This is a genomic window from Arcobacter sp. CECT 8989 (genome assembly GCF_004116715.1).
Lineage (GTDB): Bacteria > Campylobacterota > Campylobacteria > Campylobacterales > Arcobacteraceae > Halarcobacter.
Window position 1 is genome coordinate 142,333 of sequence record NZ_PDKE01000002.1, and the last position, 16,201, is coordinate 158,533.

Annotated in this window: 14 protein-coding genes; 10 read left to right on the plus strand and 4 right to left on the minus strand. The window is 29.7% G+C overall.

Features of this window, described 5'->3' with window-relative positions; genetic code table 11:
* Window positions 1-168 precede the first annotated feature (168 nt).
* The 5 genes from CRV02_RS02840 (at window position 169) to CRV02_RS02860 (ending at window position 6,322) form a co-directional block, all read left to right on the plus strand.
* Window positions 169-570, plus strand: a complete 402-nt coding sequence (locus tag CRV02_RS02840; RefSeq protein WP_258239215.1) for an arsenate reductase ArsC — start codon at window positions 169-171, stop codon at window positions 568-570.
* A gap of 1 nt (window position 571) precedes the next feature.
* Window positions 572-1,534, plus strand: coding sequence for a permease (locus CRV02_RS02845; RefSeq protein WP_129089079.1), 963 nt, complete (start codon window positions 572-574; stop codon window positions 1,532-1,534).
* A gap of 89 nt (window positions 1,535-1,623) precedes the next feature.
* The gene (locus tag CRV02_RS02850; protein ID WP_129089080.1) at window positions 1,624-1,854 is read left to right on the plus strand and encodes a thioredoxin family protein; all 231 of its coding nucleotides are present in this window, start codon (window positions 1,624-1,626) and stop codon (window positions 1,852-1,854) included.
* 59 nt (window positions 1,855-1,913) lie between these two features.
* Window positions 1,914-2,810, plus strand: a complete 897-nt coding sequence (gene rarD, locus CRV02_RS02855; protein WP_129089081.1) for an EamA family transporter RarD — start codon at window positions 1,914-1,916, stop codon at window positions 2,808-2,810.
* Between the two features lie 5 nt (window positions 2,811-2,815).
* Complete coding sequence (locus CRV02_RS02860) at window positions 2,816-6,322, plus strand: acyl-[ACP]--phospholipid O-acyltransferase (RefSeq protein WP_258239216.1); 3,507 nt, start codon at window positions 2,816-2,818, stop codon at window positions 6,320-6,322.
* 8 nt (window positions 6,323-6,330) lie between these two features.
* Here CRV02_RS02860 and CRV02_RS02865 read toward each other — a convergent pair whose 3' ends face one another.
* Genes CRV02_RS02865 through CRV02_RS02875 form a run of 3 tightly spaced genes read right to left on the minus strand, consistent with a single transcriptional unit; the run spans window position 6,331 to window position 10,495 of the window.
* Window positions 6,331-8,871 carry an HD domain-containing protein gene (locus CRV02_RS02865; RefSeq protein WP_129089082.1) on the minus strand — a complete coding sequence of 847 codons (2,541 nt, stop codon included), beginning with the start codon at window positions 8,869-8,871 and terminating at the stop codon, window positions 6,331-6,333.
* On the minus strand, window positions 8,864-9,622 hold the full coding sequence (locus CRV02_RS02870; RefSeq protein WP_129089083.1) for a sigma 54-interacting transcriptional regulator: 759 nt from the start codon (window positions 9,620-9,622) through the stop codon (window positions 8,864-8,866). Before CRV02_RS02870 ends, CRV02_RS02865 begins: the two co-directional genes overlap by 8 nt.
* 9 nt (window positions 9,623-9,631) lie before the next feature.
* Window positions 9,632-10,495 carry a hypothetical protein gene (locus CRV02_RS02875; RefSeq protein WP_129089084.1) on the minus strand — a complete coding sequence of 288 codons (864 nt, stop codon included), beginning with the start codon at window positions 10,493-10,495 and terminating at the stop codon, window positions 9,632-9,634.
* A gap of 278 nt (window positions 10,496-10,773) precedes the next feature.
* On the opposite strand from CRV02_RS02875, the gene amt reads away from it, so the two are divergent.
* The 5 genes from amt to pyrC all read left to right on the plus strand — a co-directional run bounded on the left by amt (window position 10,774) and on the right by pyrC (window position 15,099).
* Window positions 10,774-11,988 (plus strand): ammonium transporter, encoded by a 1,215-nt coding sequence (gene amt / locus CRV02_RS02880; RefSeq protein ID WP_129089085.1) that lies wholly within the window; start codon window positions 10,774-10,776, stop codon window positions 11,986-11,988.
* Window positions 11,989-12,007: 19 nt separating this feature from the next.
* Complete coding sequence (locus CRV02_RS02885) at window positions 12,008-12,346, plus strand: P-II family nitrogen regulator (protein WP_129084981.1); 339 nt, start codon at window positions 12,008-12,010, stop codon at window positions 12,344-12,346.
* Between the two features lie 138 nt (window positions 12,347-12,484).
* Entirely contained in the window at window positions 12,485-13,672 is a 1,188-nt protein-coding gene (locus CRV02_RS02890; RefSeq protein ID WP_129089086.1) for an ammonium transporter, read from the plus strand.
* 61 nt (window positions 13,673-13,733) lie between these two features.
* A complete protein-coding gene (locus CRV02_RS02895) occupies window positions 13,734-14,072 on the plus strand; it encodes a P-II family nitrogen regulator (RefSeq protein ID WP_129084979.1) in 339 nt (112 codons plus the stop codon).
* A 1-nt stretch (window position 14,073) separates the two neighbouring features.
* Window positions 14,074-15,099 carry a dihydroorotase gene (pyrC, locus tag CRV02_RS02900; RefSeq protein ID WP_129089087.1) on the plus strand — a complete coding sequence of 342 codons (1,026 nt, stop codon included), beginning with the start codon at window positions 14,074-14,076 and terminating at the stop codon, window positions 15,097-15,099.
* Window positions 15,100-15,102: 3 nt separating this feature from the next.
* Here pyrC and fliM read toward each other — a convergent pair whose 3' ends face one another.
* The gene (gene fliM, locus CRV02_RS02905) at window positions 15,103-16,200 is read right to left on the minus strand and encodes a flagellar motor switch protein FliM (protein WP_129084977.1); all 1,098 of its coding nucleotides are present in this window, start codon (window positions 16,198-16,200) and stop codon (window positions 15,103-15,105) included.
* Between the last annotated feature and the right edge of the window lies 1 nt (window position 16,201).

Consider the following 16,201-nt stretch of genomic DNA (forward strand, 5'->3'; position numbering starts at 1 on the left):
CTTCCATTGCAGAATTGTTTAAACAAAATATATAAAACTCTATTCCAAAATGATTTACACTAGTTGTTAGAATGCTTCTGCAACCATTAGGTCAAAACTTTAGTTTTGGGCACCAATGGTGAAGCCCTAATGAAAACAATTAGTGTAAATTATTAATTAGGAGTTTTGATGAAAAAAGTATTAATTTTATGTACAGGAAATTCTTGTAGAAGTATTATAGCTGAAGCACTTATAAATGCAAAGTTAGATGGTGTAAGTTCAGATTCATCTGGGGTAAAAGCAAGTGGAAGAGTTAATCCAAATGCACAAAAACTATTAGAGCAAAAAGGTATCTGGAAAGAGGAGTATCATTCAAAAACTATTGATAAGGTTTTAGATAATGAGTACGATTTAGTAGTAACTGTTTGTGACCATGCAAATGAGACATGTCCAATGTTTCCTAAGGTAACTAAAATTATCCATGTTGGTTTTGAAGATCCAGATGGAAAAGATTTTTCTGCATTTGAAAAGACATATGAAGAGATAGAATCTGTTTTATTACCAAAAGTTAAAGAGGCTTTAGGTTTATAAGATGTTTTTCTATTGGGAAAAATTTGTAGACTTTTTGGTTTATGACTCATTGGGTCTTACAAAGGGTGAGCATTTAGCTGATGCACTTCACTTTTTTATTTATGATACAGTTAAGATATTTATTCTTTTAGTGACTATTATTTATATAGTTAGCTTTTTAAGAAGTTATTTCCCTGTTGAGAAAATAAGAGATTATTTAAGTGGAAAACATAAACTAATAGGTCATGTTTTTGCTTCATTTTTTGGGATGTTAACTCCTTTTTGTTCTTGTAGTGCAATCCCACTTTTTCTAGGGTTTTTACAAGCAAGAATACCTCTAGGAGTAACTTTTTCTTATCTTATCTCAGCACCACTTAGTGATGCGGTTGTTATTGCACTTCTATTTTCTCTTTTTGGAGTTAAGATTACTCTTCTTTATATTGGAACAGTAATTCTATTAGCAATAATTGCTGGACTTATAATAGGAAGTTTAAATCTAGAAAAAGAGGTTTTAATAGATGTAAAACCAGTTGAGTCTTGTTGTGGAAATCAAAATAAAGAGAGTCAAAGTTTACAAAGTAGAGCAAAAGAGGCTTGGGCAGCTAGTATGGATATCTTTAAAAAAATTTATATTTATGCAATAATAGGTATAGGAATTGGTGCCTTTATCCATGGATATGTTCCAGCAGAAACTATTGTAAAGTATGCAGGTGGAGATGCTTGGTGGGCACCACTTATGGGTGTAATAATGGGAATACCTATGTATTCTAGTGCAGCAGGAATGTTACCACTTATTGAAGTTCTTACTTCAAAGGGAATGTTACTTGGGACTGCTCTTTCATTTATGATGGCAGTTGTTGCACTTAGTCTTCCAGAAGCATTGATTTTAAAAAGAGTATTGTCAATGAAGCTTATTTCAATATTTTTTGGAACTGTAGGTGTGGCAATATTTATAGTTGGAGTTGTTTTCAACTCTATTTTATAAGGAACAACTCGTTGTTCCCTTTAGAGTTTGCTACTTTAGCGGTTTTTTATAAACTGTGTTAAAAGTAGTTATTATAAGAAGGAGAAAAAGTGAAAATTGAAATTTTAGGTACAGGTTGTACAAAGTGTGAAGCATTACTTCAAAATGTAAAACAAGCAGTTGCAGATGAAAAAATATTTGCACAAATAGAAAAAGTAGATGATCCAATCAAAATTATGGAATATCAAGTTTTATCAACACCAGCATTAGTTGTAAATGGAGTTGTTAAAAGTAGTGGTAAATTATTAAATAAAGAAGAAGTAAAAGAGTTTTTAAAATAGTAATTGTAACTTTCACTAAAGTTTAGCTATAGTTTCATAAAAATTATAAAGATAATATATTGAGTGAAAGTAGATTAGGGCAGATTTATGCCATATTAGCATTTTTATTTTGGGGTGGTTTAGCCCCAATATATTTTAAACAAGTATCAAATGTAGATGCCTTTGAAATTCTTATTTATAGGATACTTTTTTCATGTGTAACACTTCTTCCTTTTTTTCTTTTTAAAAAGGAACTTCAAGCTTTAATAGCCGCTGTAAAAGATTTTAAGACTATTAAATATCTATTTTTCTCAACTTTTGTTATCTCTTTAAACTGGCTAACTTTTATTTGGGCAATTGCAAATGATAGAATACTAGAGGCTTCTTTGGGGTATTATATTAATCCTTTAGTAAATGTAGGACTTGGTTTTTTAATCTTTAGTGAAAGGATGACAAGAAATCAATATATAGCAATTTTTATTGGTGTAATAGCTGTTTTATATCAGCTTTTTTCCCTTGGTTATTTACCAATGGTTTCTTTGATATTAGCTTTTTCTTTTGGTTTTTATGGAATGCTTAGAAAAAAAGCAAATGTTGGTTCTATAGCAGGGCTTTTCATAGAAGTAGTTATTCTTTTACCTTTTGCTTTAGCATATTTATTTTATTTGTATCACTATGAAGTGGTAGCCTTTTTTGAATCAACTTCTTTTTATACTTCATTTATGCTTGCTCTTAGTGGATTAGTTACTGTTATTCCTCTTTTATTATTTAATGGAGCAGCTACAAGAATGAAGTTAACAACTATTGGTTTCTTCCAATATATAGGACCTACTGTTGCATTTTTTATAGCAATTTTTGTTTATAATGAAGAGTTTAACTTTGATAAGCTAGTAACCTTTATACTTATTTGGATAGCACTTTTTGTGTTCTCTTTAGATACAATAAATAAATTAAGAAAAGGTACAAATAAGAAGTAACCATTTTGTTTCTTAATTTTTGTAATATCACAAAAAATAAAGGAATAAAAATAGCTAATTTAAGAGTTGTTAAACTAGCTTTTTTGCTAGTGGTTTTTTGTAATGTAGCAGTTGATATTTCCCACAAGATACTTTTACAAAATATTGCATTTAAAGTATTTGATGGAAGTGAACAAGTTGTTTGGATATCTATTATAAATCTTCTTATAATAGTTCCTTTTTTACTTCTGTTTTCTCTTAGTGGTTTTTTAAGTGATAAATATCATAAAAAAGATGTTCTAATTTATGGTGCTTTATCCTCTTTTTCTTTATCTGTTTTAATGTTAATTGCCTATTTTCTAGGCTCTTTTTATCTAGCAATGGCAACACTGTTTTTACTTGCTATTCAAAGTACTATTTATTCTCCTGCAAAGTTTGGAATAATAATTGATATCTATGGAAAAAGTGAGCTATCAAAAGGAAACTCTAGCTTACAAGCAGTTTCTATAATCGCTATCTTAGTATCTATGGCAACTTTTTCTTTTATCTTTGAAAGCTTTTTTCAGTTTAATAATTTAGAAAGTTTAAATACAAAAGAAGAATTACTAAAAGCTTTACTTCCATTATCTTTATATATTTTACCTATAGCTATTTTAGAAATGCTTGTCTCTTTTGTTGTATTAAAAAATATAAAAACAAAAGTAAAAAGAAACAAAGACTTAAAACTTGATTTACAAGCTATGTTTTTAGGTAAGTTATTTAAAAACAATGTTCAAGATATCTTTAGTAGAAAAATCATTTTCTTATGTGTTTTAGGACTTGGATTGTTTTGGGGAATTTCCCAAGGGATGATTGCAACTTTTCCTTCTTATGCAAAGATGTATTTAGGTATAGATGACGTGTTTGTTATAAATGGTGTAATTGCAGCTTCAGGAATAGGTATTGCTTTAGGAAGTTTCTTTTACTCAAGATATTCAAAACATTATATTGAAGTTGGTACTATACCTTTTGCAGCTCTTGGAATGAGTATTATGATTTTTATTTCAACTATAGTTGAAAGTGCATCTTTTTTAGCATTGAGCTTTTTGATTTTTGGTTTCTTTGGAGGGCTGTTTGTTGTACCTTTAAATGCACTAATTCAGTTTAATGCACCAAAGAAGAAATTAGGTACTATCTTAGCAGGGAATAATTGGTTTCATTCTTTATTTATGTTTTTTATTTTAGTTCTTACAACAACAGTATCTTTATATAACCTTGACCCTCTTAATACAATTTATCTAATTTTATTTTTGATGTGTCTTGGAAGTTTATTTGTAGTTGTATCTTTACCCCAATCTATGATTATCTTCTTTTTAAAATGGCTTGTTGGCTTAAAGTATAAGCTTGAAATACAAGGAGTAAAATATATACCTTCTTCAAGTGGAGCTTTACTTTTAGGGAATCATGTCTCTTGGTTAGATTGGGCAGTTATATATCTAGCAACTCCAAGAGAAATAAAGTTTGTCATGGATAAAACTATTTATTCAAAGTGGTATTTAAATTGGTTAATGAAACTGTTTAAAATCATTCCTATTAGTACTAAAGGGAGTAAAAAGACAATAGAGATTGTAGCAAAAGAGTTAGATGAAGGAAATATTATAGTTTTATTTCCAGAAGGAAGTATAACTAGAAACGGTCATTTAGGAGAGTTTAAAAAAGGCTTTGAAAAGATTTTAGAAAGAACAAGCTCTGATGTACCTGTTATTGCTTTTTATATTAGAGGTTTATGGCAAAGTATGTTTAGTAGAGCTAATAACAAATATAAAAAGTCATATAGAACAAATACAATCACTGTATCTTTTTCAAAGCCAATAAAAAAGCATAAAGCAAATACTATAAATATAAAAAATGAAATCAAAGCCTTATCTACTAAGTCTTGGCAGAGTCATACTAAAGAGTTAGGTTTAGTAAGTGAGACTATTTTTGATAGATTAAAACAGATGAAAAGAAATATTGTATTTGCTGATTCAACAGGAATTGAACTTTCTGGATATAAATTTTTAACAGCTTCTATTCTTTTTAAAAATCTTTTGAAATATAGAATAAAAAAGAAAAATATTGGAATACTACTTCCTTCAACAGCCGCTGGGGCTTTTATAAATAACTCTGTTTTAATGTTAGGAAAGACTGCTGTAAATTTGAACTTTACAGCCTCAATGGCTTCTTTAAAACTATCAGTTAAAAATGCAGATATAAAAACAATAATCACTTCAAAAAAGTTTGTGGACAAACTTCAAGAAAAAGGTATTCAAATAAACGAGGTCTTAAGTATTTGTGATGTGGTTTATTTAGAAGACTTAAAAGAGCTTATTAGCAAAGCAGTTGGATTAACGACATTTATTAGTGTAATAGCCTTACCAAGCTTTATTTTAAAAGCAATGCATATAAAAAAGGTTCCTAGAAAATCAACTGCTTTAATTATGTTTAGTAGTGGAAGTGAAGGGGTTCCTAAAGGAATAGAGTTAAGTCATAAAAATGTTTTAGGAAATTGTCAACAAATAGCTTCCATACTAAATGTAGATGATAAAGATGTTATTGTTGGTTCACTTCCATTATTTCATGCTTTTGGAACAGTTGTGACTAACTTTTTACCTTTAATTGAAGGTATAAAATGTGTAGCTCATCCAGATCCAACAGATGGATATGAAATAGGAAAACTTGTTTCAAAACATAAAGCAACAGTTATGCTTGGAACATCAACATTTTTCAGACTATACACAAAAAACAAAAAGCTAAAAAAAGAGATGTTTACATCTTTAAGACTTGTAGTTGCAGGAGCAGAAAAACTTTCTTCTAAAGTTAGACAAGAGTTTTATGAGAAGTTTGATAAAGAGATTTTAGAAGGCTATGGAACAACTGAAACTACACCTGTTGCTTGTTGTAATTTACCGAATATAAAAACTCCCGAAGGTATTCAAGTAGGAAATAAAATTGGCAGTGTAGGAATGCCAATTCCTGGAACAAAAATCAAAATAGTAGACCCAGGTAGTTTTGAGGAACTAAAAGTAGGTGAAGCTGGTATGGTATTAATTTCTGGGGTTCAAGTTATGAAAGGCTATTTAAAAGATAAGAAAAAAACTAAAGAGGTAATAGTTAAACTTGAGGGAAGAAAGTATTATCTTACAGGAGATAAAGGTTATTTAGATAAAGATGGTTTCTTGTTTTTAATTGATAGATATTCAAGGTTTGCAAAGCTTGGTGGAGAGATGATTAGTCTTGGAGCAGTTGAGCAAAATATAGAAAAGCTAATTGCAAGCGATGAAATAGAGTTTGTAGCTACTTCAAAAGAGGATGAGAAAAAGGGTGAAAAGATTATTCTTTTACTTTCAAATATCAAAGAAGATGAACTAGAAAAACTAAAAAAAGATGTGAAAGAGAAGTTTGATAATAATCTTATGATTCCTAGCCTTTATAAAATAGTAGATGAGGTTCCAAAACTTGGAAGTGGGAAATTAGATTTTAAAAGGGCTAAAAAAATGGTTGAAGATTTATAGTAAAGAGATTAACTCTCTTTACTATGGTGGCATAACTCTTTTATAATATCATCTTGCTGACCACAAAAGTTTCCATTTTTTTCAATTAGGAATAAATCTTTTGCCATTCCCTTGATTGAGCTAAGTTTTGCTGTTTCAATCTCTATACCAAACTCATCAAAAATATTTGCAATATAAGCAAAAAGACCCTTTTGGTCTTTTGCAGTAACTTGCATTGAAGCTAAATAAGTAGTGTGATTACAGTTTATATGAATACCTTTTTCTTCAATCTTTGGAGTTAAAAGCCTTGTTTTTTTACTCATGTCAAAAGAGTTTTCAATCATTTGCTCAATATATGGAATATCCTCATCATCAACTCTTTCAGAGAAGTTTATTTCAAAGAATTTCTTTTCATCAAAAAGTTTAAAGATATTCATTGTAGAGATATTTAAAAACTCTAACTTACCAAGTAAGAAACCAAGATTTAAAGGAATAGCTCTAATGATTTTAATAGATAGTTGGTCTTCATTTATAACTTTATATGTAAAATCTTTTACATCATAAGCTCTAACTGCAATATCAATTATTTCATTTGATTTACATTTTAAGAACATTTGATTTGAAGAGATATAAGTAATCTTTTTCTTCATGATATTTGATAAGTTTTTATACTTCTCAAGTTTTTTGATTCTTTCTTGTTTTGCATTTCTTCTTGCATTTTCACTTAATAAAGAAGTGTTATTAAAAGCAGGTAATGCTTGTAAGTATAACTGTTTTAAAAGTGAAGCAGTAGAGCTTTTATACACAGATTCTCCAACTGCTGAAATATCTGCATAAGTTACTACATAAAGCATTTTTAGAGCTAATTTAGTTTGTAATAAAGCAGTAAAAGACAGAATAACTTTTTCTGAATAAATATCTTCACTTGAAGCAACTTTACTCATCATATTATGATGTCTTACTAGAAGAGCCCCTAATTGAATATGATTCTTATCTAAATCAAAAGATGTCATCATATTTTTAAACAGTTTTTCCCCTGCAATATGATGGTCTGTAATTCTTCCTTTTCCTACATCATGGAATAAACAAGCAAGTCTTACTAATGTTTTTTCTTTTGCATCAAAACTATTAAAGATATCTTTTATATAGTCGTCTTTTATATTTGTTAGTTTTTTTAGAGTTTTTATTGAGTGAATATCAACTGGATGTTGATGGTATCCATCAAATTGTGGTTGGTGAACTATTTTTTTAGTTACAGGTAAAACAGATTGGAACAATCTTGCATTATATAAAAGCTTAATGATTGGATAAAGGTTTTGTTTATACAGAAGTTGTTTAATTGTTTTTTTCAACTCTTTAGTTTGTTTATTTGGTAACTTAGTTTTACTAGCATACTCAACATATGACCTATCAAAATGCTTTACATCCCTTGGAAGTGAGATTAGCTCTTTTAATAGATTGTTTAATGTTTTTGGTTTAGCATTAAATGAAGTATAAAGTTTATTTTCATAAACATAAAGGTTTTTCTTAATTCTATACTCTTTAAGTCTTGAAATATTTTTTGCATCAAAAAGAACTTTTCTAGTGAACTTTTTAACCATGATAGTTGAGAAGAAGTGAACATTATGCAAACACTCAATAAGTTTTGACATACATTGTCTCTCTTTTGTAAGTCGTGGTCTATTTTTAAAGCCCATCTTAGAACTTAACTCAGGTAGAATATCAAAGTTTACAACATCAAGTTTCTTTTTTGAGATACTATGAAGGTAGTTTCTAACTCTAAAAATGTACTCTAAAGAGCTTCTATATCTTTTGTACTCTTCTTCTGAGAACTCTTTTCCCATTAGTTGTTTTATATCACTAACCCCATAAGCAATAGTAGCAGTCCAGAAAATCATATTTGATTCTCTCATTCCACCGTAACCATCTTTGATGTTTGGCTCCATTTTTAGTGGATATTTTAAAAGTCTTTTTTTATGTTCATCTAGTTTTTCTAATACAAAATCTTTTTGGTAGGTATTTCTTATTTTCTTTAAAACATTTTGATATGAAAACCAAAGGTGCTTAGAACCATAAATCATTCTTGATTCTAAGATTGAAGATTTAATAGTAATATCTTCTTGAACTGATAGTTCAATCTCTTTTATTTCATGAACTCTAGAACCAAGTTTAAGTCCACAGTCCCATGCTAAAGTTACAAGCTCTTCCATAATAGCTTTTAGGTTATAGCCTTTTATATCTTCATAAAGAATCATTAAATCAACATCAGAGTAGATACATAGTTGTTCTCGTCCATAACTTCCTAAGGCTATAAGAGAGATAGGAATAGAAGTACTCATTGGTTGATAATCACCAAAATGTTTTCGTAGGATATATTTGTATAGAAGAATTATAAATTTATCAGTATGTTTAGTATGTTTTACAAAGAAGTCTTTTCCACCAGTTGTTTCCAAAACTTCATCAATTGAATTTACATAAGATTTAAAATATGTTCTAAAAACCTTTGAAATTTCAAAGTCTTCAGCCCCTTTTGTTATTAATTCTTCAACTTGTATGTTTAATTCAGTCATCTAAAAAACCCTTATGAATATCAAGTTTTTTCCTTAGAGTAATTCTATTTAGACCTAAATGTTTTGCCATTTGTACTTGTGATTTATATTTCTTTTTTGCAGCTTTTAATAAAGGAACTTCAAAAAGATATACAAAATCTTTATATGAATTCTCCCCTTGTAGGTTTGAGAACATATAGTTTTCCATAAACATTAAAATCTCATCTTCTCCTATGGTTTCAAATAGATAAGAGAAGTAAATAGATTTTCTAAGGCTATGTGCATTGTTTGATAAGTTTATCATAAGTTTAGAAGGAAGTACAGGCTCTAAATCCAAAGTTTTACTAGCTTCTTTTGAAAACTTAGTAATAAGCTGTTTAACATCTTCTTCCCTGTCTTTTAAAGCAGGAAGTTCAATAGTAATCGAAAATAAATCAGCTAGTTTTGAGTTTAACTCATGTTTTAGTGTTGTTGCGATTACTCTGATATTGTTGTCATTTAGCCAGTTTATTACTAAATCTATATTTGTAATATTTTCTATTTTATCTAGGATTATTGCTTCATTTTGCAAGGAGATTATATTATCACTAATATCTCGTTGTAGAGACTTTGCTTTATACTCTTTTACATTGGGTAAAATATATCTTGCTAAAGATTTTTTACCAACACCTGCCTCCCCTGTAATTAAAGCATTAACTTCTACACTTTGAAGAAGTTGAGCTGAGTTTAATATCTCTTTTGAGTTTTTTGATTTTGCAATATATTCTTCCATTTTTTAGTCCTAGTTCTTTTTCTTTGTTAAAAATATAAATACTGAAAGGGCAATTAATATCATAGAAATACCTGTAATTAGGTATAAAGCATTAATCATCTTATCATAATCAGTAAGGGCAATTTTAAATACAACCATTAGTGCTTCAATAGATAAAGCTATAGTAATGGCAATAAGAAACTTTGTGATAATTTTTGTTTCTACTTTTGAGTTTTTTGAATAACTCTTAAAATAAACTTCTTGTTCTAGTATTGTTTTTGCAAGGTCAAAGATTGCAATACCTAAGGTTAAAGCAATTACAGGTTTGAATATTGCATCTAAATCAAAAATTCCTTTAATTAAAAAAGAGTGTGCAAAATCATAAATTGAATAACAAACTATAAATAAAGCCAATAAAAACATTGAATATCCAGCTATTAGATAAAAGGTTTTTGTTAGGGTATGAAAGGGTTTGTTTAATTCAATTAGATTTAGTCTTTCAAGAAGCGTCTCAATCTTAAAATCAAAAAAGATAATATCATCACCTTCTTTTATAGAAACAGTAATACAATTATGTCTAGTAGCACTACTTATATAAGGTGAACTAAAAGCTGTTTTACAGTTCTCTTTAAAATGAAGCTTAGATATTAGATATTCCCTTGAGATATCTTTTTCTTTTGAATCTTCTTTGAATCTATGATAGTTAGGAGAAGTTTGAACTTTAGTATCTTTGTTTACAATATAAACAAGCTCTAAAGATGGAAAAATTTTAAAAAGAGTTTTAAATTTACTTGATTTGTGTTTCTTAACTTCACCAAATTTATTTAAACTCTCTTCTATAAACTCTTCAATTTTGTCTTGATTTTGAATATATACTTCAAAGTACTCTTTCATGAACCACTCCTATATTCGTATGTGTAGTTAATTATAACATATAAAGAAAAAACTAAGTGTATAAAAAATAAACAATTATTTAAAAACTATTTATTTGTAAAAAAAATTAATTTTTTGTAAATTTTTTAAATATATGTTAGCAACCAAAGAATAGGAATTTTTTGAATAAAATTCATTAAATTTACTTTTTATATGTATAAATTATATACAACAAAAATGTTTATTTGCTTTTTGAAATCTGTTACAATTTCTGCATATTTACTTTGAAAAGGAAGAATATGGAAAATTTTAACGACTTAAAATACATACTAGATGGTTTTCTATTTGTATTTTCAGGTGTATTAGTAATGTGGATGGCTGCAGGTTTTGCAATGCTAGAATCTGGTCTAACAAGATCAAAAAATAATGCAACAGTATTAACAAAGAATATTGCACTATTTGCAATCTCTTGTATTATGTATTATTTTGTAGGATATAACTTAATGTATGGTGATGGTTCAGCTTTCATGGGAAGCTTCTCAACAATTAGTATGGAAAACGGTGCTGAAGCTACTTATCCAGCTGCAGCAGACTTTTTCTTCCAAGTTATGTTCGTAGCAACTGCAGCTTCAGTTATTTCAGGTACTGTGGCTGAAAGAATGAAATTATGGCCATTTTTAATCTTTGTTGTAATTTTAAGTGGTGTAATTTATCCAATTCAAGGTCACTGGACATGGGGTGGGTCTGAACTTGGTGGTTTAATTGCTGGCTTCTCTGATTTCGCTGGTTCAACTATTGTTCACTCTGTTGGTGGATGGGCTGCTTTAGCTGGTGTATTAATTCTTGGTGCTAGAAAAGGAAAATATACTAAAGATGGTAAAGTAAGACCAATCCCTGGTTCAAACTTAACTCTTGCAACTTTAGGTACATTCATTTTATGGATGGGATGGTTTGGATTTAATGGTGGTTCTCAATTAGCATTAGGTTCAAAAGCTGATATTGATGGTATTGCATTAGTAGTTGCAGATACAAATATGGCAGCTTGTGCAGGTGCAATTATGGCGGCTTTATTAACTCAACTACTTTATAAGAAAGTTGATTTAACTATGGTATTAAATGGTGCTTTAGCTGGTTTAGTTTCAGTTACTGCAGGTCCTGATTTAGGAATGTTAGTTTCATTTATTGAAGGTATTGTTGGTGGTGCTTTAGTTGTATTTGCAGTTCCATTCTTTGATAAGTTAAGAATTGATGATCCTGTTGGTGCTTTATCTGTTCACTTAGTAGCAGGTATCTGGGGAACATTAGCTGTTGGTATTTTCAATCCAGAAGTTACAATCCTAGCACAAATTAAAGGTATCGTAGTAATTGGAGCATTTGTATTCATTGTTTCATTTATTGTTTGGAAAATCTTAGACTTAGTTGTTGGACTAAGAGTAGATGAAGAGACTGAAATTACAGGTTTAGATATTCATGAGACTGGTCTTGAGTGTTACCCTGAATTCAAAAAAGCTTAATATATAAAAGGAAGATACAATGAAAAAAGTTGAAGCAATTATAAAACCTTTTAAACTAGAAGATGTAAAAGAGGCATTAGTTGAAAATGGTATCTCTGGTATGACAGTATCAGATGTAAAAGGATACGGTAGACAACAAGGACACTCAGAACTTTATAGAGGGGCTGAGTATGTTGTTGATTTTTTAGCAAAAATTAAAGTAGAAGTTATTGTAAATGACGAAGATGTAGATTCAACAATAGGTGTTATTGTTGAAGCAGCTAAAACTGGAAAAATTGGTGATGGAAAGATTTTTGTTACTTCTATTGATGAGGTAGTTAGAATTAGAACAGAACAAAGAGGTAGTGAAGCTGTTTAATATATAAAATCAAAGAAGAGCTTTTCTTCTTTGATTTAAATCTTATACTCCCTGTATATTTTTTATACACATACTATCTATATAAACTTATTAAAAAAATATATAATGTTTCTTAAGAAAACTTAGGAAGGGTTAAATATGGACTTACAATCAGTTAGTTATGTACTTGATACATTTTTTGCAATCTTTGCAATGACGCTTATTATCTTTATGGTTCCAGGTTTTGCTATGCTTGAAGCAGGGCTTGTAAGAACTAAAAACGTTTCAGCAGTATTAATGGTTAATACAATGATTTATGCAGTTGCTTCATTGGCATTTTTACTTCTTGGTTACTCAATCGCTTTTGGAGACTTTGGAAGTGATTCAATGTCAAAATGGGCAGCTTTTCTTTTTCAAATGGCATTTGTTGGTAAAGTAATCAATATTATGTCTGGTGGAGTTAGTGAAAGAGCAAAAGTATTACCACTAGCTTTATTTACTGTAATTATGGGTGGATTTATTTATCCTGTTGTTGTTAACTGGTCTTGGGGAAGCGATATGTTAGCAGGAACATTTTTAGATTTATCTATGTATGACTTAGCTGGTTCAACAGTTATTCACTCGACTGGTGGATGGGCATTATTAGCTGCAATTTTGATTATTGGAGCAAGACGTGGAAGATATCCTAAAGAAGGTGGAGTAAGAGTAATTCCAGCATCAAATATCCCACTTGTAACATTAGGTGCATTTCTTTTATGGATTGGATGGTTTGGATTTAATGGTGGTTCAGTAGGTTCAATTGCTTCAAAAGAGAGTGCTGATGCAGTTGCTTTAACTATTATGAATACAAATACAGCTGGTTTGTCAGGTGCAATTATTGTTGGTGCATTTATGTACTTTAGATATAAAAAGCTTGATATTACTATGGTGTTAAATGGTGCTTTAGGTGGTTTAGTTGCAATTACAGCAGGACCTGATCTTTATAATATTTATACTCCAATTTTAATTGGTGCTATTGGTGGAGTACTTGTTGTATTTGGTGTATCTTTCTTTGATAAGTTAAAACTTGATGACCCTGTGGGGGCTTTATCAGTTCACTTATTAAATGGTATTTGGGGAACATTAGCTGTTGGTATCTTTGCAAGCAATGGTGATGATATTACATTCTTAGGTCAACTAAAAGGTGTAGTAGTTGTTGCAGTATTTGCCTTTGTTGTTTCATATATTGTTTTATTTATTATTAATAAAATAGCTCCATTAAGAGCCCACAATGATGAAGAAATGCAAGGACTAGATGTAGAAGAGTGTGGTTTAGAAGCTTACCCTGAGTTTAAAAGAGCATTTTAGAATATAATTTGATTTTAAAAATATTTTGTTAAAATAGAAAGATTAATAAAAAGGATTAATAGTGAAAAAAATTGAAGCAGTGATTAAGCCGTTTAAATTAGAGGATGTAAAAGATGCTTTAACTGAAGCAGGTATTACTGGTATGACTGTATCTGATGTAAAAGGATATGGAAGACAGCAAGGACACTCTGAGCTATATAGAGGTGCTGAGTATGTTGTTGATTTCTTACCAAAAATTAAAATCGAACTAATTGTTGCGGAAGATAGTGTTGATAGTACAATTGATATTATTATCAATGCAGCTAAAACTGGTAAAATCGGTGATGGTAAAATCTTTGTTTCACCAATTGAAAAAACAATCAGAATAAGAACTGGTGAAGAAGACGAGGACGCTATTTAGTATGGAAACTTTTGAAATAGACTCTGCTTTAGATATGCACCTTCACTTACGTGACGGTGAAATGTTAAAACTAGTTGGTCCTTTAACATCTGAAACTTTTAGTGGGGCATTAATTATGCCTAACTTAGTTCCTCCTGTTACAACTAAAGAAGCTATGCTTGAATATAAGCAAAGAATTAATGAAGCATGTAGTGAAGATAAGTTTGAGCCACATTTAACACTATTTTTTCAAAATGATTACTCGTATGAGTTTTTAGAAGATATCAAGGATGATATCATTGGTATCAAACTTTATCCTGCAGGAATTACAACAAATTCTGAAACAGGTGTTGCTTCAATGGATGTTGAAGTATTAAGACCTACATTAGAGTCTATGAGTAAATTAGGTATTCCTCTTTGTATCCATGGTGAAACAAATGGTTTTGTAATGGATAGAGAAAAAGAGTTTATGCCTATTTATGAATCAATAGCAAAAGCTTTTCCTGATTTAAAAATTATTATGGAGCATATTACTACAAAGGATGCTGTAGAGCTTCTTGATAAATATGATAACCTTTATGCAACAGTAACATTACATCACTTATTAATTACACTTGATGATGTTGCTGGTGGAATGTTAAATCCACACCTTTTCTGTAAGCCAATTGCAAAAAGACCTGAAGATAGAGATGCCTTATTAGATGCCGCATTAAAAGCACATCCAAAATTAATGTTTGGAAGTGATTCAGCTCCTCATCCAAAACATAAAAAAGAGTGTTGTGGTTGTGCAGCAGGTGTATTTACATCTCCAATTGCATTACAAGTATTAACTCAACTATTTGAAGAGAATGATTCTTTAGATAATTTAAATGCTTTTGTAAGTTTAAATGCAAGAAAAATTTATAATTTAAACCCTATAAAAAAGACTATCAAGTTAGTGAAGAAGAACTTTGTTGTTCCAGCTTCATATAATTATAAGGGTGAAAATGTTGTACCAATGTATGCTGGTGAAGTATTAAATTGGTCAATTCAAACTATAGAAGACTAAGGGTTAACGCCCATGTCTTTCTTGTAAAAGACGTTTGATATTCTCAGATGACTCTTTTGCTTTTTTAATTCTCTCTTCTCTCATCTCTCTTAATGTATCAAGTGTCTCTTGTTTCTCATGGTCAATATTAGACTCAATTTGAATGGCTTTTCTATTATTTTGAATTCCTGATACGGCAGCAAATTTCTCAGTACTATTAATATATACTTTTGCTGATGGAGAAGTTGCATTTTTATTGAAAACTATTACATCATCTGCTTTTAATCCAAGTAGTTCTGAAACTGTCATCTCTGTCTCAGCCATAATAGCTTCAATTCCCATTTTAGCACCAGAAATAAGCGTAGTAATATCTTTTTTTCTACTTGCTTTTTTATTTCTTCCTTCTGAGAAGATTTTTTCAACAATTTTATTTAGAAGTGTTTCAATATATGAAATAGGGTAACAAATAGATAAGAAACCAGATTCTTCATCAATAGTGATTTCAAGTACAACTAGTAGAACAATTTCGTGGTCAGAGATAATCTGAATTGCATTTGCATTTGTATCCCTTGACTCAATTTTAAAGTTTAAAGTTGTAACTTCATCCCATGCTTTATACATATGTTTAACAAACATTTTATAGAAGTGTTCAAAAATATTTACTTCAATCTCAGTAAGTTCTCTATCTAAATTATCACTTGCAGCTACTGCTCCACTTCCTAATAATTCAGCAATAATCTTGTGAGAAATCCCAGGGTTGCACTCAATTACAATTCTTCCTTCTAAAGGTTTGATTGAAAGAGTGTTTAGAGATGTTAATTGTGGAATAGAAAGAATAAACTCTCCATATGTCATTTGCTCAATAGAGTAAAGTTTGATATCAACTATTTTTCTAAGCATTGCAGATAGGTCTGTAATTAAATCCCTTAACATCTTGTCATGTAGAGTTGAAAAGGCTTTAAACTGCTCATTTGAGATTCTATTTGGCTTTTTAAAGTCATAAATAGAATAGTTTTTCTCTTTTGATACTATTTGTTCTTCGGCTGCTGTTTCAATCTCTTCACCGGCATCGGCAATATCTAAAAGTGCATCAATCTCATCTTGACTTAAAAACTCAGCCATA